Annotated in this window: 22 protein-coding genes; 7 read left to right on the top strand and 15 right to left on the bottom strand. The window is 70.2% G+C overall.

What is annotated here, in order from left to right:
* Position 1: 1 nt before the first annotated feature.
* Positions 2–538 (bottom strand): hypothetical protein, encoded by a 537-nt coding sequence (locus ACFWNN_RS01225; protein ID WP_382437801.1) that lies wholly within the window; start codon positions 536–538, stop codon positions 2–4.
* A 258-nt stretch (positions 539–796) separates the two neighbouring features.
* A complete protein-coding gene (locus ACFWNN_RS01230; protein ID WP_382437802.1) occupies positions 797–1,216 on the bottom strand; it encodes a hypothetical protein in 420 nt (139 codons plus the stop codon).
* A 72-nt stretch (positions 1,217–1,288) separates the two neighbouring features.
* On the opposite strand from ACFWNN_RS01230, the gene ACFWNN_RS01235 reads away from it, so the two are divergent.
* Positions 1,289–2,575 (top strand): M20/M25/M40 family metallo-hydrolase, encoded by a 1,287-nt coding sequence (locus tag ACFWNN_RS01235; protein ID WP_382437803.1) that lies wholly within the window; start codon positions 1,289–1,291, stop codon positions 2,573–2,575.
* On the opposite strand, the gene ACFWNN_RS01240 is transcribed toward ACFWNN_RS01235, so the two are convergent.
* From ACFWNN_RS01240 to ACFWNN_RS01260, 5 genes are all read right to left on the bottom strand, one after another.
* A complete protein-coding gene (locus tag ACFWNN_RS01240) occupies positions 2,552–3,055 on the bottom strand; it encodes a pyridoxamine 5'-phosphate oxidase family protein (protein WP_382438390.1) in 504 nt (167 codons plus the stop codon). The genes ACFWNN_RS01235 and ACFWNN_RS01240 overlap by 24 nt on opposite strands.
* A 73-nt stretch (positions 3,056–3,128) precedes the next feature.
* Entirely contained in the window at positions 3,129–3,704 is a 576-nt protein-coding gene (locus tag ACFWNN_RS01245) for a pyridoxamine 5'-phosphate oxidase family protein (protein WP_382437804.1), read from the bottom strand.
* A gap of 535 nt (positions 3,705–4,239) precedes the next feature.
* Positions 4,240–4,818, bottom strand: coding sequence for a DinB family protein (locus tag ACFWNN_RS01250; protein WP_382437805.1), 579 nt, complete (start codon positions 4,816–4,818; stop codon positions 4,240–4,242).
* Between the two features lie 5 nt (positions 4,819–4,823).
* Complete coding sequence (locus ACFWNN_RS01255) at positions 4,824–5,138, bottom strand: DUF664 domain-containing protein (RefSeq protein ID WP_382437806.1); 315 nt, start codon at positions 5,136–5,138, stop codon at positions 4,824–4,826.
* Positions 5,128–5,850, bottom strand: a complete 723-nt coding sequence (locus ACFWNN_RS01260; RefSeq protein WP_382437807.1) for a class I SAM-dependent methyltransferase — start codon at positions 5,848–5,850, stop codon at positions 5,128–5,130. Before ACFWNN_RS01260 ends, ACFWNN_RS01255 begins: the two co-directional genes overlap by 11 nt.
* Before the next feature lie 104 nt (positions 5,851–5,954).
* Between ACFWNN_RS01260 and ACFWNN_RS01265 the strand changes: the two genes are divergently transcribed.
* Complete coding sequence (locus tag ACFWNN_RS01265) at positions 5,955–7,616, top strand: M14 family metallopeptidase (RefSeq protein WP_382437808.1); 1,662 nt, start codon at positions 5,955–5,957, stop codon at positions 7,614–7,616.
* Between the two features lie 12 nt (positions 7,617–7,628).
* On the opposite strand, the gene ACFWNN_RS01270 is transcribed toward ACFWNN_RS01265, so the two are convergent.
* Entirely contained in the window at positions 7,629–8,840 is a 1,212-nt protein-coding gene (locus ACFWNN_RS01270; RefSeq protein ID WP_382437809.1) for an FAD-dependent monooxygenase, read from the bottom strand.
* Between the two features lie 85 nt (positions 8,841–8,925).
* Here ACFWNN_RS01270 and ACFWNN_RS01275 point away from each other — a divergent pair, with 85 nt between their 5' ends.
* Complete coding sequence (locus ACFWNN_RS01275; protein WP_382437810.1) at positions 8,926–9,465, top strand: TetR/AcrR family transcriptional regulator; 540 nt, start codon at positions 8,926–8,928, stop codon at positions 9,463–9,465.
* A gap of 33 nt (positions 9,466–9,498) precedes the next feature.
* Here the strand turns inward: ACFWNN_RS01275 and ACFWNN_RS01280 are convergent, their stop codons facing one another.
* Positions 9,499–10,485 carry a sulfite exporter TauE/SafE family protein gene (locus tag ACFWNN_RS01280; protein ID WP_382437811.1) on the bottom strand — a complete coding sequence of 329 codons (987 nt, stop codon included), beginning with the start codon at positions 10,483–10,485 and terminating at the stop codon, positions 9,499–9,501.
* Positions 10,486–10,553: 68 nt separating this feature from the next.
* Here ACFWNN_RS01280 and ACFWNN_RS01285 point away from each other — a divergent pair, with 68 nt between their 5' ends.
* Together ACFWNN_RS01285 and ACFWNN_RS01290 are read left to right on the top strand one after the other, a co-directional pair.
* On the top strand, positions 10,554–10,766 hold the full coding sequence (locus ACFWNN_RS01285; RefSeq protein ID WP_382437812.1) for a hypothetical protein: 213 nt from the start codon (positions 10,554–10,556) through the stop codon (positions 10,764–10,766).
* Positions 10,767–10,847: 81 nt separating this feature from the next.
* Entirely contained in the window at positions 10,848–11,612 is a 765-nt protein-coding gene (locus ACFWNN_RS01290; RefSeq protein ID WP_382437813.1) for an alpha/beta fold hydrolase, read from the top strand.
* Between the two features lie 68 nt (positions 11,613–11,680).
* Here ACFWNN_RS01290 and ACFWNN_RS01295 read toward each other — a convergent pair whose 3' ends face one another.
* The 4 genes from ACFWNN_RS01295 to ACFWNN_RS01310 form a co-directional block, all read right to left on the bottom strand.
* A complete protein-coding gene (locus ACFWNN_RS01295; protein ID WP_382437814.1) occupies positions 11,681–12,235 on the bottom strand; it encodes a TetR/AcrR family transcriptional regulator in 555 nt (184 codons plus the stop codon).
* Positions 12,236–12,243: 8 nt separating this feature from the next.
* Positions 12,244–13,335 carry an agmatine/peptidylarginine deiminase gene (locus ACFWNN_RS01300; RefSeq protein ID WP_382437815.1) on the bottom strand — a complete coding sequence of 364 codons (1,092 nt, stop codon included), beginning with the start codon at positions 13,333–13,335 and terminating at the stop codon, positions 12,244–12,246.
* Positions 13,336–13,416: 81 nt separating this feature from the next.
* On the bottom strand, positions 13,417–14,205 hold the full coding sequence (locus ACFWNN_RS01305) for a pentapeptide repeat-containing protein (RefSeq protein ID WP_382437816.1): 789 nt from the start codon (positions 14,203–14,205) through the stop codon (positions 13,417–13,419).
* Between the two features lie 6 nt (positions 14,206–14,211).
* On the bottom strand, positions 14,212–14,616 hold the full coding sequence (locus ACFWNN_RS01310; RefSeq protein WP_382437817.1) for a helix-turn-helix domain-containing protein: 405 nt from the start codon (positions 14,614–14,616) through the stop codon (positions 14,212–14,214).
* A gap of 47 nt (positions 14,617–14,663) precedes the next feature.
* Here ACFWNN_RS01310 and def point away from each other — a divergent pair, with 47 nt between their 5' ends.
* On the top strand, positions 14,664–15,248 hold the full coding sequence (def, locus tag ACFWNN_RS01315; RefSeq protein WP_382437818.1) for a peptide deformylase: 585 nt from the start codon (positions 14,664–14,666) through the stop codon (positions 15,246–15,248).
* On the opposite strand, the gene ACFWNN_RS01320 is transcribed toward def, so the two are convergent.
* Together ACFWNN_RS01320 and ACFWNN_RS01325 are read right to left on the bottom strand one after the other, a co-directional pair.
* On the bottom strand, positions 15,188–16,282 hold the full coding sequence (locus ACFWNN_RS01320; protein WP_382437819.1) for a hypothetical protein: 1,095 nt from the start codon (positions 16,280–16,282) through the stop codon (positions 15,188–15,190). The two genes, def and ACFWNN_RS01320, sit on opposite strands and share 61 nt — an antisense overlap.
* A gap of 285 nt (positions 16,283–16,567) precedes the next feature.
* Positions 16,568–17,827: an ArgE/DapE family deacylase gene (locus ACFWNN_RS01325; protein WP_382437820.1), complete on the bottom strand. Its 1,260-nt coding sequence runs from the start codon at positions 17,825–17,827 to the stop codon at positions 16,568–16,570.
* A 103-nt stretch (positions 17,828–17,930) separates the two neighbouring features.
* Between ACFWNN_RS01325 and ACFWNN_RS01330 the strand changes: the two genes are divergently transcribed.
* Positions 17,931–18,368 (top strand): Lrp/AsnC family transcriptional regulator, encoded by a 438-nt coding sequence (locus tag ACFWNN_RS01330; protein WP_382437821.1) that lies wholly within the window; start codon positions 17,931–17,933, stop codon positions 18,366–18,368.
* The last annotated feature ends 14 nt before the right edge of the window (positions 18,369–18,382 follow it).

Raw genomic sequence — 18,382 nt, forward strand, 5'->3', positions numbered from 1 at the left:
CTCACAACCCCGCCGCGACGAGCAGCCGTTCCACCTGCTCCACCGGCAACCGCGGTGACCGCGCCGCCTGCCCGACGGTGTCCCAGTCCTCGTCGAGCAACGCGGCCAGCGCGTCCTGCGGCAGGGCGGGCTGCTGCGCCACGGCCCGGCGCTTCGGCGGGGAAGCCCAGCACGTCCGCCGGCGCCACCGCGTGCAGGTGGCGGGCTGGAACGTCCGCTCGACGCGTTCCGCCGTCTCCGCGTCCACCAGGTGCGGGGCGGTGCGCGCCATCTGGGTGCGCACCTCGCTGTCCTCGTCGGCGAGCAACCGGGCGACGGCCTCGGTCGGCAACTCCCGCGACGAGGCCGCCGAGGCGCGGAAACACGGGTAGGGCGAGTCGACGTGGGGCAGCGGATCGGCCGTCACCCAGTCCAGGCGCAGCGTGCGCAGCCGGGGCAGCAAGACCGTGCGTCCGAACTCCAGCCCCAGCCTCGCGCTGTCCCACGTGGGATCGGGGATCGGCGGGCCCGCGATCCAGGCGTGGATGGTCGCGCGCACCGGCTCCGGGGCGTCCTCGCGGGCGAGCTGCTCCCGGACGTCCTCGAACGGGTCCGCCGCCAGCCGTGCGGCCGTCGGCGTCCAGTGCGACGTACCGTGCGGCGGCCGTCCTGGTCACCGGGTCCTCGAGCATCGCCGGCAGCAGGTCGGCAGGCGGCTCCGGGTAGGAGGGCGTGACGTAGTGGTTCCAGCACGCCCCCGCCCGCACCGGGGCGTGCGCGTCGGTGAGCAGCAGGCGCCGCACGTGCTCCGGGGCCGTCACCCACTCGCGGCCCAGCCTCGTCTTGACCTCGGGACTCGGGTCGGACGCGAGCCGAGCGCGCAGGGCGTCGCGTCGTTTTCCGCGAGGTTCTCGCGCACGACCGGATCCGGGTCGGCGAGCAGCAGCTCGAACAGCTCCCTCGGGGCGATGCCCCCGACACGGGACGCCAGCACCGGCCGCAACGGGTGCCGGGGGTCGTGGGCCAGTCGCAGCAGCACCTCACCGGGCACCTCGGGGTTGCCCGCCAGCGGGTACAGCAGACGGCGGCGACCGGTCGCGATGATCTCCTCGATCAGCTCGGTCGTGAGATCCGGGCGCGCTGCCGCGCCGCCCGACCCGTCCGCACGGGCCAGCAGCGCGCCCACGGGCAGTGCCGGGTTGAGCGACAGACCGTCCAACGCCGCGTGCAGGTGCACCGGTGTCCCCCCGGATAGATCGGCACAGGCCTGGGACAGTTCCACATCGGACGTGCGGATACGGTGGGATTCATGCCGCTCGACGTCGCGCAGGTGTGCGCAGACCTGATCCGCTTCGACACCACCAACCGCGGCGGCGGCGACAGCGCGGGCGAACGCGAGGCCGCCGAGCACGTCGCGGGCCTGCTGCACGACAGCGGTGTGCCGTCGACGTTGCTCGAACCGGCCCCGCGCCGTACCAACGTGCTGGCCCGCGTGCCCGGCACCGACCCGTCGCTGCCCGCGCTGCTGGTGCAGTCGCACCTCGACGTCGTGCCCGCCGATCCGGCCGAGTGGAGCTTCGACCCGTTCGGCGGCGAGATCCGCGACGGGTTCGTGCACGGGCGCGGCGCCGTGGACATGAAGGACATGGCAGCCATGACGCTGACGGTGCTCAGCCGCTGGCACGCCGAGGGCCGCCGGCCGCGCCGCGACGTCGTGCTGGCGTTCGTCGCCGACGAGGAGGACCAGGGCGCCTACGGGGCGCACTGGCTCGTCGAGCACCACGCCGCCCACTTCGCCGGGGTCGAGGCCGCGATCAGCGAGTCCGGCGCGTTCTCCTACGACGTCGGCGGCGTGCGGCTCTACCCGGTCGGCACCGCCGAGCGCGGCACGTCGCACATGAGGCTCACCGCCACCGGACGCGCGGGACACGGGTCGCGCCGCAACGACCAGAACGCCGTGACCGCGCTGGTCACCACCTTGGCGCGGATCGCGGCCGTGGAACACCCGGTGCGGCTGACCCCGACCGTGGAGGCCTTCCTCGTCGGCGCGGGCAAGGCACTCGGGGTGGAGGTGGACCTCGACGACGTCGACGGCACGCTCACCCGGCTCGGACCGGCGGCGAAGCTGGTGGAGAACACCGTGCGCTGCTCGGCCACGCCGACCATGCTGCAGGCCGGGTACAAGGTCAACGTCATCCCCGGCACCGCGACCGCCCAGCTCGACGTCCGCACCCTGCCCGGCACCGTCGACGAGCTCGTCGCCACCCTCGACGGACTACTCGCACCCGGCGTGACACGGGAGTTCCTGGAGCACCAGCCCCCGGTCGAGGCGCCGATCGACACGCCCTGGTTCACCGCCATGGCCGACGCCCTGCGCGCCGAGGACCCCGCCGCGCACGTCCTGCCGTACTGCCTGGGCGGCGGCACCGACGCCAAGGCGTTCAGCCAGCTCGGCATCCACTGCTACGGTTTCTCGCCGCTGCGACTGCCCGAGGGGTTCGACTACCGGGCGATGGCGCACGGCGTCGACGAACGCGTCCCCGTCGCCGGCCTGAAGTTCGGCGTGCGCGTGCTAGACCGCTTCCTGTCGAGCTGACCGGCGCTCCACCAGCTCCTGCACCGCGCTGGGCAACGTCGACTCGAAGTCGATCAGCTTCGCCCACGTCGGCGTCACCACGATCCGCACCATGCCGTCGACGTACAGGGACCGCACCTCGCGCTCCCACTCCACCCGCTGCTCCGGCGTCATCTCGTAGCTGCCGTTCATCTGCAGGTACTCCTCCGGGATGCCGTCGACGTGGTCCAGCTCGACGGTGCCGCGGATCAGCAGGATCTTCGGCGGGTGCACCTCGGTGTCGATCGTCAGCGCCACCGAGGGGTTGGCCCTGAGGGAGTGCAGCTTCGGCGCGTTCGTCGTCGTGCACAACACGACCTGCGCGCCGTTCCAGGTGTGCGCGATCGGGATTACGCGTGGCGTGCCGTCCTTTGCCACGTACGCCATCCGCAGCATGTCCCGCTCCAGCAGCGCCTTGCTGTGCGGCCGGTTCAGCACCTCGGTGATCTCGTCCCGCGTCATCGTCGTCATGCCCAGGGGACGGAGCCGCCCCCGCCGTTCTCGACACCGCCCCCGGAAGAGTTCTGAAGAATCTTCAGCGCGGCGGCAGCGGCAGCTCCATCGCGGGCAGCCCGTCGATGCTCGCGATGTTGTACGGCTTCTTGTCGGTGTACTCGCGGAACTCCTCGTCGGTCTTGCGGCCGAAGTAGTCCGCGTGCAACTCGCGTTCGCTTCGGTAGTCCATGAACGGCACCGCGAACCCGCACGTGTCGCTGATCAGCTCCGCCGTCACCACGATCACCGCCCGCAACGCGGGCCCGTCCGCGTCCCCGAAGCCCGCCACCAGCTCCGGGAACCGCGGATCGTCGCGGAACACCGGCTCGCCGCGGCCGTGGATCCGCACGATGTTCGGCGGGCCCTCGAACGCGCACCACATCAGCGTCACCCGGCCGTTCTCCCGCAGGTGCGCGATCGTCTCGGCGTGACTGCCACCGAAGTCCAGGTAAGCCACCGTGCGGTCGTCGAGGATCCGCAACGTGCCCTGCCGGCCCTTGGGCGAGAGGTTGATGTGCCCGTCACCGGCCAGCGGGGCGCTGGCCACGAAGAACACCTTCTGCTTCTCGATGAACTCCCACAGCCGGGGCTCGATCCGCTCGTATTCCTTACCCATACTCAGCAGTATCGATCGCTTCGCTCGGCCTGTCAGCGCCATTCCCAGGTGGCGGACCCGCAGTTGCACGCCGGGGTTCTGTGGTCTGGTCGCCTTTGCTGGTGGTCGGGTTGGGGTGCAAAGACAACTGCGGACGAGCTTGGGTTGGGTCATCGCCGCTGGCGCGTCGATAGAGATTGGGGCTTGACTTCGGGGCCCTTGCGAGGCGCTCATCGGCCGGAAAAGGCCGGGCTGAAAAGCGCCCGGCCGAGCTCGAGAAGCTAGCACCTCGCACCCAAAGTCAAGCCCCAATCTCTTCGGGTGCGTGGTTGCGTTTGTGCAGGTACGTCACGTCATTACCGCTTGCCGTGGCGCGCCCAGGAGGGACGCCTCGCCTTCGGCATTGCGCTGGGTGGTGTTACCTCGATGCTCGCGCTCGGTCGGGCTTGCCTTCGGCTTCGCGATTGGGTCTTGGCTGGGCTCGGCTACGCCATCGCAGGTCGCGTGCTCATTCGAGCTCGCCTGCGGCATCGCGTACGCCTGAACTCGGCGGGCCTCAGGCTTGGCCCGACGCCCGCAGCGCCTCCTGCTCCACCCGAGCCCGGTACGCCGTCCAGTCCTGCTCCGGCAGGTTCGAGACCCCCGGCCGCAGGCCCGCCACGCCGTCCAGACCCTCCCGCAGGATGTCCGCGTGGCCCGCGTGGCGGTTCGTCTCGGCGATCTCGTGCACCAGCAGCAGGTGCAACGTCACGTAGCGACGCTCCTCCGGCCACCACGGCACGACGCCCGGTGCGTCCAGGGGCAGTTCCTCGATGCTGGAGTCCGCGAACGCCGTCGCTCGCGCGAAGAAGGCTAGGACGTCGTCGCGGGACTCCTCGGCCGTGGCGAACATGTCGGAGCTCGGGTCGGTGTCGACGTCGAACGGCAGCTTCTCCGGGAACGGGCGGCCCAGGCACTCGCCGAAGTAGCCCACCTCGACGCCCGCCAGGTGCTTGGCCAGGCCCAGCAGGTTCGTGCCGGTCGGGGTCAGGGGGCGGCGGACGTCGTACTCGGACAGGCCTTCGAGCTTCCACAGGAACGACTCACGGGCGGTCTTCAGGTAGCGGTGCAGGTAGGTCTTCGGGTCAGCGGCCATGGACCTCACCCTGACAGAGGCCGGTCGGCGGTGGCGGCGATTTTCTCCAGCCGGGCGTGGTGGTCCGCCCACCAGTCGCCGGAGACCGCCGGCATGTTCGTGTTGCCGTCCTGCATGCCCACGGCGCCGTCGATCAGTTCTCGCACCACGTCCGTGTGGCCCGCGTGGCGGTGCAGTTCGATCGACACCTGCACCAGCACCTGCCGCAACGTCACATCCCGCAGGCCCTCGCGCCACCACGACACGTGACCCGGGCCGCGTTCAGGTGACCAGTGCAGAAGTTCCTTCTCGTCCGCGGACAACCGCGTCTCAGACGGCACCGACAGTTCTGAGGACCAGCAGATCCAGGTGGTCGACCACCGGCCCGGACTCCGTCGCCGCCGCCGCGAGCAGCCGTTCCCGTCCCGCAGCGAACTCCGAAGGCGACAACGAGCGCAGCAGCGTGTCCGCCTCCTGTCGCACCGTGGAAGCCTTCTCCGCCAACGACAACGCCGTCACCTGAGGCACCGGCGCCAGCGACTGCACGGCGAACCCCAGCCCGTCCGCCACCTCGGCGACCGTGGGGAACCCGGACAGCGCGCGCGTCGCCTCGGGGAAGAACCGGAACAGGCCGATCCCCGAGTGGCGCTCGCGGAACAACGACCGCAACAGCACCACCCCGCCCGGCCGCAGCACGCGCCGCAGCTCCTGCCCGCAGGCGGCGAGGTCACGCACGTGGTGGATCACCGTCGACATCCACACCACGTCCACCGACGTGGGCTCCAGCGGCACCGAGCAGGCGTCGCCGGTCAGCATCGGCAGACCGGACGCCGCGCGCATGTCCGCCGACGGCTCGACGGCCACCACCGCCACGTCGGGGAACCACGTGCCGAACGCCCGCACGAACAGACCGGTCCCGGCGCCCAGGTCCAGCACGACCCGTCCCGGCGTGAGGTACGGCGCCACCGCGTCCCGCCACGACGACAACCCCTCGAGCGCGATCTCCCGCGCCACCCGGTACGAACCGGCCTCCACTGCGTCGTATCGCGTCATCTCACCAGGTAACCCCATACGAATGGCGGGCTGACAGTGAGGCTTCACACAGACTAAACATTGCGGAGCCATGTCCCTGCCGTGGTTCGAAAGGGTTGCCCTGCATGCGAAAGAGCCATCTCAGACCCCTGATCGGGGTCACCGTCGCCGCGAGCGTCGTGTTCGCCATGGGAGGCGTGCCCACCGGCGCTGCTCCCGACGCATCAGAGACGTCGACGAACTACCAGGTCAGCAACGTGCGCACCGCTGAAAAGCGCACCAAGCTCGCCAAGTCGGGTGCCGCCATCGACTCGGTCGAGGAGCACGGCATCGTCGTGATCACCGCGACCGGCCGCGAGGTCAGGAACCTGAAGGCGCAAGGGTTCGAGGTCACCGAGCTGCCCAAGCGCATGGAGGCGAACGCGGCCATCGGGCCGTTCGACTTCCCCGCCGCGGACTCGAACTACCACAACTACGCCGAGATGACGACGGCGATCAACAACGCCGTCGCGGCGTACCCGAACCTGATCAGCAAGCAGGTCATCGGCAAGTCCTACGAGAACCGCGACATCGTGGCGCTCAAGATCAGCGACAACGTCGGTGTCGACGAGAACGAGCCGGAGGTGCTGTTCACGCACCACCAGCACGCCCGCGAGCACCTCACCGTCGAAATGGCGCTGTACCTGATCAACACGTTCACGACCCAGTACGCGACCGACGCGCGCATCAAGGGCCTCGTCGACACCCGCGAGATCTGGATCATCCCGGACGTCAACCCCGACGGTGGCGAGTACGACATCGCGACCGGCAGCTACCGGTCGTGGCGCAAGAACCGCCAGCCCAACGCCGGGTCGTCCAACGTGGGCACCGACCTCAACCGCAACTGGGACTACAAGTGGGGCTGCTGCGGCGGTTCGTCGGGCAGCACCGGCTCTGAGACCTACCGCGGCCCGAGCGCGGCGTCCGCGCCCGAGGTCAGGGTCGTGGCCGACTTCGTGCGCAGCCGCAACGTCGGCGGCAAGCAGCAGATCGGCGCGTCCATCGACTTCCACACCTACAGCGAGCTCATCCTGTGGCCGTGGGGCTGGACCTACGACGACGTCGCACCGGGCCTGACCCAGGACCAGCGCGACACGTTCGCCACCATCGGCCAGTCGATGGCGCAGAGCAACGGCTACACGCCCGAGCAGTCCAGCGACCTCTACATCACCGACGGGTCCATCCCCGACTGGCTGTGGGGCACGCAGGGCATCTTCGCCTACACCTTCGAGATGTACCCCGGCAGTGCCGGTGGCGGCGGCTTCTACCCGCCCGACGAGGTCATCCCCGCGCAGACCTCGCGCAACAAGGAAGCCGTGCTGCAACTGCTCGAGCGCGCCGACTGCCCGTACGAGGCCATCGGCAAGGAAGCGCAGTACTGCGGCGTCAACCCGCCGGACCCCGGTGGCAAGTTCTTCGAGAACGCCGCGGACTTCCAGATCCTCGACAACGCGACGATCAACTCGCCGATCACCGTGTCCGGCGTGACGGGCAACGCGCCCGCCACGCTCAAGGTCGCCGTCGACATCAAGCACACTTACAAGGGCGACCTGAAGGTGGACCTGGTGGCGCCGGACGGCACCGTGTACGTCCTGCACAACCGTGCGGGCGGCAGCGCGGACAACATCCTCCAGACGTTCACGGTCAACGCCTCCAGCGAGGTCGCGAACGGCACCTGGAACCTGCGGGTCAACGACAACGCCAACCAGGACACCGGGTTCCTCGACAAGTGGAGCCTGCAGTTCTAGCCGGCTGAAGGGTCAGGGCGCCGCGACCGCGGCGCCCTGACGCCCGTAGTCGCGCACCGGCATCGAGTCGTACATCCGCACGCCCTTCGAGTTCAGCCTCGCCAGCGGCCGCACCAGCCACGACGGCAACGCCGTCACCAGCTGCATGCCGCGCGTCAAACCCCACACCCCGGCCCTCGTCGCCGGAATCAGCGTCTTGGCCACGCCCAGCGCGAACGCCCTGCTGCCGTGCACGATCGGGCGCATCTCCTTCTCGTACCGCGCGAACGCCGCCGCGAAGTCGTCACCCCGGGACAGCTCGCCCGCCAGCACGTAGGCCCCCAGCACCGCGAGGCTCGTGCTGCCACCGATCGCCGGGCCGGGGCAGTAGGCCGCGTCCCCGACCAGCGCCACCCGTCCCCGTAACCAGGTGTCCCCGCGCAGTTGCGTGATCGAGTCGAAGTAGAACGCCCGATCGTCGTCGAGATACCGCATCCACGCGTCGACCTGGGGGTTGAGGCCCGCGAACGCCTCGCGCAGCAGTTCCTTCTGCCGTGCCACGTCGCGGTGGTGGTAGGCGAGTTCCGCGGACCGGAACAGGAACAACGCCCGCGCGTCGGTCAGGTGCCGGGCCCCGTACACCGCGGCCATGCGGCCCGGCCCGATGTGCCCGGTCATCGCCCCCGGGACACCGACGTCGCGCGGCACCGACAACACCGCCAGGTACGCGCCCACGAACGTCTTCTCGACCTCGCCCAGCACCAGCCGCCGCACGTTCGAGTGTAGCCCGTCCGCGCCGATCACCAGGTCGAACCGCCGAGGTGCCCCGACCTCGAACGTCACGTCGCCGTCCTGACCGATCGACGTGATCGAGTCGCCGAACACGTACTCCACGTCCGCGCGGGTGGCGTCGTAGTAGATCTCGCTCAGGTCGTCGCGCATGATCTCGACGTGCCGGTCCGACGCGGCCACGAAGATCTTCGAGGCGTCCACGCCGACCGGCCGGCTCGTGCCCTCGCGCAGCATCGTGATCCGCTCGGTGCCCGTCGCGAGCGACTCCACGCGCCCGATCACGCCCATCTTCTCCGAGATGTCCATGGCGGGCTTGAACAGGTCCACCGCGTGCCCGCCGGTCTTGCGCAGCACCGGTGACCGCTCCACCACGGTCACCTCGTGCCCGTACCGGACGAGCCAGTACGCGAGCACCGGACCGGCGACGCTCGCCCCGGAAACGAGTATCCGCACGTCAAACCCCCTTACTTAACGGTCGGTAAGCAACATGGCCGACTCTAGCACCACAACTGACCGATCGTTAAGTAAGATTTCCGCCGTGGCCCGACAGTCCGACACCAAGCAGCGCATCCTGCAGACCGCCCGCGACCTGTTCGCGAGCCGGGGCGTGCAGCAGACCAGCCTGCAGGACATCGCCGAGAGCCTCGGCATCACCAAACCGGCGCTCTACTACCACTTCACCTCGCGCGAGGAGCTCATCCGCAGCATCGTCACGCCGCTGATCGACGACGGCGAGACGTTCCTGACCCGCATGGAACAGCGCGCCGACGTGACCGCCCTGGAACTCGTCGAGGGCTTCTTCGACTTCCACCACCGCCACCGCAAGGACATGATGCTGCTGCTCACCGAGCTGACCACGCTCGCGGAGCTGGGCCTCATCGACCTCGTCATGGCCTGGCGCGCCCGCCTCACGACCCTCGTCTTCGGCCCCGGCGCCACCCTGGACCAGCAGGCCCGCGCCGTGCTCGCGTTCGGCGGCATGCAGGACTGCACCATGCAGTTCCCCGACGCCCCGGTCGAGGAACTGCGCGCCGCCACCGTCACCGCCGCCTGCGCGGCCCTGGGCGTCGACGCCTGACCCGCCGCCGGCGAGCGCCTCGGCCGGACCCGGTCAGGCGCTGGCCGTCTCGCCCTTCGCCGCCACGTCCTCGCGTTCGACGTCGCGGTTCGCCCGGTACTGGCGGATCGAGTACGCCAGCGCGCCCGCCCACACCACCCAGATCACCGCGTAGATCGGCCACTTCACCGCGTCGCTCGCGTCGATCCAGTCGCTGCGCAGCAGGGTCCGCGTGTTGGTCAGCACGATCAGGCCACCGACCGCCGACCCCAGCACCCGCGGCGGGATGTGCCGCACCAGCCACGCCGCGATCGGCGCCGCGATCAGGCCACCGGCCAGCAGCGCCAGCACCCAGGAGAAGTTGACGCCCTCGTTGCCGATGCCGACGAAGAAGCCGACGCTCGCCGCCACCGCCACGAGGAACTCGCTGGTGTCGATCGACCCGATCGTCTTGCGCGGCTCCAACCGGCCGCTGGCGAGGATCGCGGGCGTGCCGACCGGGCCCCAGCCACCGCCGCCGGTCGAGTCCACGAACCCGGCGACCAGGCCCAGCGGCGCGAGGAACCTCTTGCGCAGCGGCTTGCCCAGGTTCGTGCGCGGCAGGCCGAACGTCGTGAACCTGATCAGCACGTACAGGCCCAGCGCGAGCAGCACCACCGACATGATCGGCGCCGCCACCTCCGTCGACAGGCTCGACAGGAACGTCGCCCCGGCGAACGCGCCCACCGCGCCCGGGATGCCGATCTTCGCGACGACCTTCCAGTCGACGTTGCCGAAGCGCCAGTGCGAGAACCCGGACGCCAGCGTCGTGCCGATCTCCGCCAGGTGCACCGTCGCCGACGCGGCCGCCGGGTTGGTCCCGATCGCCAGCAGCAACGTCGTCGAGGTGACGCCGTAGGCCATGCCGAGGCTGCCGTCGACCAACTGGGCGCCCAGGCCCACCAACGCGAGAAGGATCAGTTGTCGCATGCCGGCGTCCAATCCGTCGAGGTTGATGGTCATCATCCGCAGCCGGACACCCTCGGCCAACGACGCCCACATCGCGGAATCCAAGACTTCTATCGCTTGTCAAAACCCATGTGTGGCGGCTAAAAGACGCCGTTCGGTCTATGTCGATCGCCGCCGCGAAGGACGAACATCACGCGATGGCCCTTCGCCGCGCCTGGGTCCTGCCGCCGGCCCCACCACCGTCGTCCTGGTCGCACCTGTGCGAGGGAGCACGCTCACTCCCCCTGCGCACCGACATAGGATTCAGCCACACCTTCGTCCTCACCGCCGTGACGCTGTTGCTCACGGTGTTGTCCGCACGGCTCGTTGACTAGATGAGAACGGACTCTCGAAACCGCTCTCGGCTGTTCGGAGCGCGAGGTAGGGTCCGGAAACCGATTACCGCCGGGAGAGACATGCGCGCCGTCGAGATCAGACCTGGGGTCCGGATCCGCTGGGTCGAAGTGCCGGGAGCCACACCCGCACGCGTCTACCTGCACGGACTGGGCGCCTCGTCGGCTCCCTACTACGCAGAAGCCGTCGCGCACCCGCTGCTGGCAGGCCGCCGCAGCCTGATGATGGACATGCTGGGCTTCGGCATCAGCGACCGCCCCAGCGGGTTCGCCTACTCGCTGGAGGGCCACGCCGACGCCCTCGCCGTCGCGCTCGCCAAGATCGGCCTGCGCCGCTGCGAGATCATCGGCCACAGCATGGGCGGCGCCGTCGCCATCGTGCTCGCCGCGCGCCACCCCGAGATGGTGCGGTCGCTCGTCCTCGTCGACCCCAACATCGACCCCGCCACCCCGTCGCTGGGCGCGCCCGGCAGCCGGGGCATCGCCGCCTACGGCGAGACCGAGTTCCTCAGCCACGGCTTCGACCGCGTCCTGCGCGACGTCGGCCCACACTGGGCCGCCACCATGCGCATGGCGGGCCGCGAAGCCCTCTACCGCAGCGCCGTCGACCTCGTGCGCGGCACCTCGCCGACGATGCGCAAGCTGTTGCTGGAACTGGAGATCCCGCGCGTCTTCCTGCACCCCGAGGACGCGCCGCCCAGCGGTGGCCGCGACCTCGCCGCAGCCGGCGTCCAGCTCGTCTCCGTGCCCAACACCGGCCACAACATCATGATCGACAACGTCGAGGGCTTCGCGCGCGCCGTCGCCCAGCAACGCCTCGCCGTCTAGCTACAGCACGCTGTCGGCGAGCCTCCACACGTCGCGAGGCTCGCCGACAAAGGCAGCGAACGGCGCCCTCACGCGCCGTCCAGCTCCCGGGCGATCGCACCGGACAGCAGCTCCCGCGCGCGGTCCACCGTCACCGAACCGCTGTGCCAGCGTTCGCTGAGCCCCTCGACCAGCGCGGTGAGCCGTTCCGCCGCCGCCACGGCGTCCACGTCCGGGCTGACCTGCCGCACCAGCGCCACCACGTCGTCGTTCCACGCCTCGGTCGCCGTGCGCAACGGTTCCCGCAGCTCCTCGTGGAACGCCGCGCTCGCCCGCAGCTCACCCCACGCGACGCTGGTCTCGCGCACCCGGTCGTCGTCGCGCAGCTCGCCCAGCAGCATCTGCTCGACCTGCTCCCGCGGATCGTCCGACCGCGTCTGCTCGTCCGTGTAGGTCAGGGCGCGGTGGTTCACGTGCTCCAGCGCGGCCCGCATGATCCCGGCGCGGTCCTTGAAGTGGTAGTAGATCAACGCCGTGGACACCCCGGCCTCGGCCGCGAGCTTCTCCACCCGCAGCCCGCGCACGCCGTCCTGTGCGATCACCCGCACCGCGGCTTCGAGCATCTGGGTCCTGCGGTCCGACACGGGCGCCCTCACTTAGGTTCTTGCTGCGTGGTGCAGTGGATGCCGCCACCGCCCGACGCGATGCCGTCGATGTTGATCTGCACCACCGTACGTCCGGGGAACAGGCGCTCCATCGTCGCCTTCGCCGCCGCGTCCGCCCGCGCGTCCCCGAACTCGGGTCCGATCACCGCGCCGTTGCACACGTAGAAGTTGATGTACCCGGCCGCGAAGTCGTCGTCGCGCACCCGCGTCTGCTCCGGCGCCTCCAGCACCTCGACCCGCAACGGCCTGCCCGCCGCGTCCGTCGCGCCGCGCAGGATCTCCAGGTGCCGGCGCGTGACGTCGTAGTCGAACGACTCGGGGTCGTTGTCCAGGCCCGCGACCACGACGCCCGGTCCGGCGAAGCGCGCGTAGAAGTCCGTGTGGCCGTCGGTGATGTCCTTGCCAGCGATGCCCGGTAGCCAGATGACCTTCTTGATCCCGAGCAGGTGGGCGAGCTCCTCCTCGACGTCGGACTTCTTCCAGCCGCGGTTGCGGTTGTTGTTGAGCACGCAGCTCTCGGTGATGATCGCGGTGCCCTCGCCGTCGACCTCCAGCGCGCCGCCTTCGAGCACCAGGTCCGTGCGGACGTGTTCGGCCTTGGCCTGACCTGCGACGAAGCCCGCGACCTTCTTGTCATGGCTGTGCTGCTGCTTGCCGCCCCAGCCGTTGAAGTTGAAGTCGACGGCGCCCCCGTCGCGCACGAACACCGGTCCGGTGTCGCGCATCCACAGGTCGTCGAGCTCGGCGGTCACCAGGTCGACGCCGGGCAGGAGCGGCCGGGCGATCTCCAGGTCCTCGGCCCGCACCAGCACCGACACCGGCTCGAAGCGGGCGATCGTGGTCGCGATCCTGGCCTGTTCCGCACGCACCTGTGGCAGCAGGTCACGACCCCAGATGCGGTCGCTGGCGGCGAACGCCATCCACGTCCTGCGGTGCGGCTCGCCCTCCTCGGGCATCACCCACTGCCGGCTCTCGTTGCTCGCCTTGGTCACGGTGTCCCCGCTCGTCCCACTCGCGCAGCCGGCGAGCACGCCGCTGATGGCCGCGGCCGCCGTCTGCACGAAGTTGCGCCTGTTCATGAGCCCCAGGGTAGGCCTGACTGAAATTTCAGTCAAATCGAAACCGCTGGTCAGACCCACACGTGTGGTGTGAGGGGAGTTCTAGCGGCGTCGGGCGGGCTGGGCCGACCAGTGCGCGGGACGGGCCAACGCCTCCGGCAGCTTCGTCTTCGCGTTGCCGCGCGCGGCGTTGACCTGCGGCTGGGTCAGGAACAGGCAGGTGCCCAGATCCGCGCCCGACAGGTCCGCTCCGCGCAGGTCGGCGCCGATCATGTCCGCGCGCGACAGGTCGGAGTTCGTGAGGTCCGCGCCGATCAGGTAGGCGCCGCGGAAGTCGGCGCTGGCGAGGTTCTTGTTGCGCAGCCGCGCACCGATCAGATCGGCGCCCCGATACGACTTCGCGCTGCTGCGGAGCCGTTCGCTGGTGCGCAGCAGCAGGACGTTGACCTTCGCGCGGATCTCCGCGACGTCGAGCGCCAGGATGTCGTCGGGGCCGGCGACGGTGTGCCGTTCGACGTCGGCGAAGGCCTCCGCGAGGTCGTCGTGCGGGTCCAGGCGCTGAGCCTCGTCGAGGTAGAACAGCAGCTCGTGCAGCTGCCTGACCACCGGGAACACCGCGAACATCTTCTCGCGCTCGGCGGTGCGCCAGTCCGTGCCGCCGAACACCGTCTGCGACACCCGCTGGCCCGCGCCGAAGCAGTCGTAGACCGTGCAGCCCGGATACCCGTTCTGCCGCAGCTTGTCGTGGATGCCGCACCGGTGATCGGCCAGCAGGTTGCGGCACGGCGTGCCGGCGTCCTTGGTGGCGGCGAAGTCGGCGGACCTGGCGAACGGCAGCGCGACGCAGCACAACCCGAAACAGTTGGCGCAGTCGCCCTTGAGCTGAGACATCGCGGCTCAGCCTACTGGGTTCCCGCTGCGCAGCCGGACCTCCGCAGTGACCGCCACCGCCTCGGCCGGACGCGTGCCCCGATCGCGGTAGCGGAACAGCAACCGCCGGATCGACGCTCCGATCTCCGCCATCTCCTGCGGCGTCACGTGGATGAGCGCGCTGACTGTCTCATCAGAAGGCTCGGGACCGTCCGTCTCCCACCGGAGCTGCCACGGCCGAGCCTTGCCGCCCTGGTGCGGGGCCTCCTCGATGAGCCCGAGCTCGGCGAGTTGCCGCAGGTGAAACGAGCACAACCCCGAACTCTGCCCGAGCAGCGCGGCGGCCTGCGTCGAGGTCAGCGTGCCGTGCTCGGCCAGCAGGTCCAGCAACGCCACACGCACGGGATGGTCAGGAAGCGGCCGTCGAGACATGACCCGACCCTACCGATAACTTTGCAAAGACTGCTACTTTGCAAAGCATGTCCGAGGTTTTCCGCGGCACCCCGCGCCGCATCACCGTCGTCGGCGAGGAGATCCTCACCCGCCGCTGCCGCGAGATCACCGAGTTCGGCACCCCCGAGCTCGACCAGCTCATCGACGACATGCTCGTCACCAACCACGTGGCAGAAGGCGCCGCGATCGCCGCCAACCAGGTGGGCGTCGACCTGCAGCTGTTCGTGTGGGACATGACCGACGACCGGGGCGTCCACCACGCCGGCCACATCTGCAACCCGGTCCTCGACGACCTGCCGCCGGACCAGCGCACCCTTCTCGAAGAACCGGAAGGCTGCCTGTCCGTCCCGGGCCCGTACCGCACGGTGGCCCGCCCGGACCGAGCCGTCGTCCGAGGCCAGGACAAACACGGCAACCCCATCGTCGTCGAAGGCAGGGGCTACTTCGCCCGCTGCCTCCAACACGAGACCGACCACCTGTACGGCCGCCTCTACCTGGATCGCCTCACCACGCGCGAGCGCAAGTCGGCCCTGCGGGAGATGGCCGCCGCTCAGGACGAGGTCTTCGCCCGCCGAGCCGCCCGAAGCTCCTCACTCGCCTCGTCCAGCTGACGTTCCGCGCGCTCGGCCCGGGTCACCGCCTGAGCACGCGAGTCCTCCACCGCCGCCAACGTCTGCCGCACCGCCGCCACCTGGTCCGCCGACTCCTGCCGGACCTGCGCCAACCGCCCCTCGAACTCGGCCCTGGACCGCTCCAACTCGGCCTTCGCGTCATCGGCGGCCTGCTCGGCCCGTTCCGCCCGCACCACCGCCAGATCCCGAGCCTTCGCGGCCCGCCCGACGGTGTCCGCCGCCTCCTGCCGAGCCTGCTCAGCACCCTGAACCGCAGCGGCCGCCTCGGCTTTGGCCTGGTCAGCCTCACCGCGCACGCGCTCGGTCTCCTCGGCAGCCGCGGCCCGTGCCTGCTCGATCTCCGCAACAGCCCCGCTCCGCGCGGCATCAACCTCCGCCGCGGCCTGAACCCGCGCGGCGTCGATCTCCGCCGCCGCCCGCGCCTGCGCTTCCTCCACCTGCCGGGCGGTCTCGACCCGCACGCGTTCCACTTCCTCGGCCGCGGACACCCGTGCCTGCTCGATCTCCTTGGCCGCCTGCCGCCGGGCCTGCTCGGCGTGCTTGACCGCGTCGTCCTTGGCCTGCACCGCCTCAGCCCGGATCTCCTCGACCACCGCCGCCGCCTGCACCCTGACCTCGGCGATCGCCGCCTCGGCCCGTTCCTGCGCGACCCGCGCCGCCTCCAGCGCCTCGTCCCGCTCGGTCAACGCCCGATCCGCGGCCTCGTCGGCTTCCTCCGCCGCCCGCACCGCCTGCTCGGTCATCTCCTCGGCGGCCTTGCGCGCCTGCTCGGCGTCGTGCCGGCGCCGTTCCGCGGACGCGATGTCGGCCTGCGCTTCTGCCACTCTGCGAGCGGCCTCGGCCTCTGCCGCCTGCACCAGGCTCTCCGCGACGCTCGGGTCGGCCATCGCGTTCAGTTCCCCGACGGCCCGCCCGAGCGTCTGCGTCATCTGCTCGGACAGCACCCGGAACCGGTCGAGGAGCTCTTCAGCCCTGATCTTGGAGGTACCGGAGACCCTGGGGAGATTCGTCACGGTGACGACCTCCAGGTTTTGCTCAGGGGTTTCCGCCAGCCGCTGCCGCTCCTTCCACGCCCGCCACCGCGTGTGCTCCGGCAGATCGCAGTACTCCGAAGGCCGCCCAGGCCCGCCACCTCGAAAAACGGGGCGCTCACAGCCGGGGAAGTTACAGCTCGTCTCCACTCGAATATCGTAGCAGAGTTACGTGTGCAGTAACGTTATCCAACGCAACGCTACCCAATTGGGCGCGAGAAAGCTGGGCGCCGATAAGTGAACATTATCGGCGCCCAGAAACGACGGTCAGCGAGTGCCGACGCAACGCAATACGGTGAGGACCAGGGCGCGGGCGACGGTGAGAACCTCGCTCAGAAAAACGTGCTCCTGAGGACCGTGGGCGTACCGGACCTCGCCGGGCCCGTACTGGAGGGTCGGAATGCCCTCCCCCGCGTACAGCCGCAGATCGCTGCCATAGGGCGCCCCACGCTCAGCCGGACGTGAAGTTCGTGTGATGTCGGCGTGCGCGTCGCCCACCAGACCGGCGAGCGGATGCCCGACCGGCAGCCGTCCGCTCGCGAACTGACCACCGGGCCACGTCACGACCGCAGGGTGCTCGCGCAGCCACGGGTCCGCCGCACACACCGACGCCACGCACGCCTCCAGCTCGGCGCGGGCCTGGGCCGGGTCCTCCCCCAGCGCCACGCCGAGCCGTCCCTCGGCGACGAGCAGGTCCGGCACGCTGCTCGCCCAGTCGCCCGCCTGGACCGTGCCGACCGACAACGGGTACGGCACGGGGTAGTCCGACAGCAGCCGGTCCGCGCCGACGTTGCGCCGGGTCTCCAGCCTGGCGAGCGCGGCGTGGATCGGCAGATAGGAGTCGAGGGCGCTGACGCCTGCGTACCGGGTGCTGCCGTGCGTGGCCAGGCCGGGCACCTCGATCCGGAACGTGAGCGCGCCAGCGTTGGCGACCATGAGCGCGCCACTGGTGGGTTCGGTGATGACGCACGCGTCGCCGGTGTGGCCGCGCTTCAGCGTGCCGAACGCGCCGAGCCCGCCGTCTTCCTCGCTGACCACGAAGTGTGCGGACACCTTGCCGCGCAACGGAACAGTGCGGATCGCGGCGAGCGCGACGAGGATCGCCACCACGCCGGCCTTCATGTCGCACGCCCCGCGCCCGTGCACGACGTCGCCCTCGACGCGCGGCCGGAACGGGTCGCCCTGCCACTGCGCGAGGTCACCAGGCGGCACGACGTCGACGTGTCCCTGCAGGATCAGCGTCGGCCCGTCCTCGGCGCCCCGCGTCCCGACCAGCCCCCACGCCTCGGTGCGCGGCGCCTCACCACCGGGGAAGTCCGGGTGCGCCCGCAGCGCGTCCAGGTCCATCGACCACAGGTCGACGTCCAGGTCCAGCCGTTCCAGGTGCCCGGCCAGCACGTGCTGCAGCTCCGACTCCGCCGCGCTGCCCGTCACGCTCGGCACCCTCAGCAGGTCCAGCAGCAGCGGCCCGATCGCCGCCTCGTCCACCGCCGCCAGCGCGGCCGCCTCGACATCGTTGATGGTCACCAGGCAGACGCTAGGTATGCCCGGCCACGCCAACAATCGCCATCGACGGCGTTCAACAGCGGAAACTTTGCAAAGAACGGCCCTCTGTGGCAGATCTTTGCGCATGGACTCCATCGACGAGGCGATCATCCGTTGCGTGCTGCGCAACGCCCGCGCCACCTACGCCGAGATCGGCAAGGAGGCGGGCCTGTCGCCGTCCGCCGCGAAGAGACGGCTCGACCGCCTGGTCGCGACCGGCGCCATCCGCGGCTTCAGCGCCCTGGTCGACCCGCAGGCCATGGCCTGGAACACGGAGGCGTTCGTCGAGATCTACTGCAAGGGCAACCCCACCCCGGCCGCCCTGACCAAGGCACTCGAGGACATCTCCGAGGTGATCGAGGCGTGCACCGTCTCCGGTGCGGCCGACGCGATGCTCTACATGCTCGCCCGCGACATCCCGCACCTGGAACAAGCCATCCAACGGGTCCGCTCGCACGCCCTCGTCGACCGCACCGAGAGCGCCATCGTGCTGTCGCGACTCCTGACCCGCCCCCGCCTGTGATCACTATCGTCGGA

The organism is Lentzea sp. NPDC058450 (assembly GCF_042721395.1).
Taxonomy (GTDB): Bacteria; Actinomycetota; Actinomycetes; order Mycobacteriales; family Pseudonocardiaceae; genus Lentzea.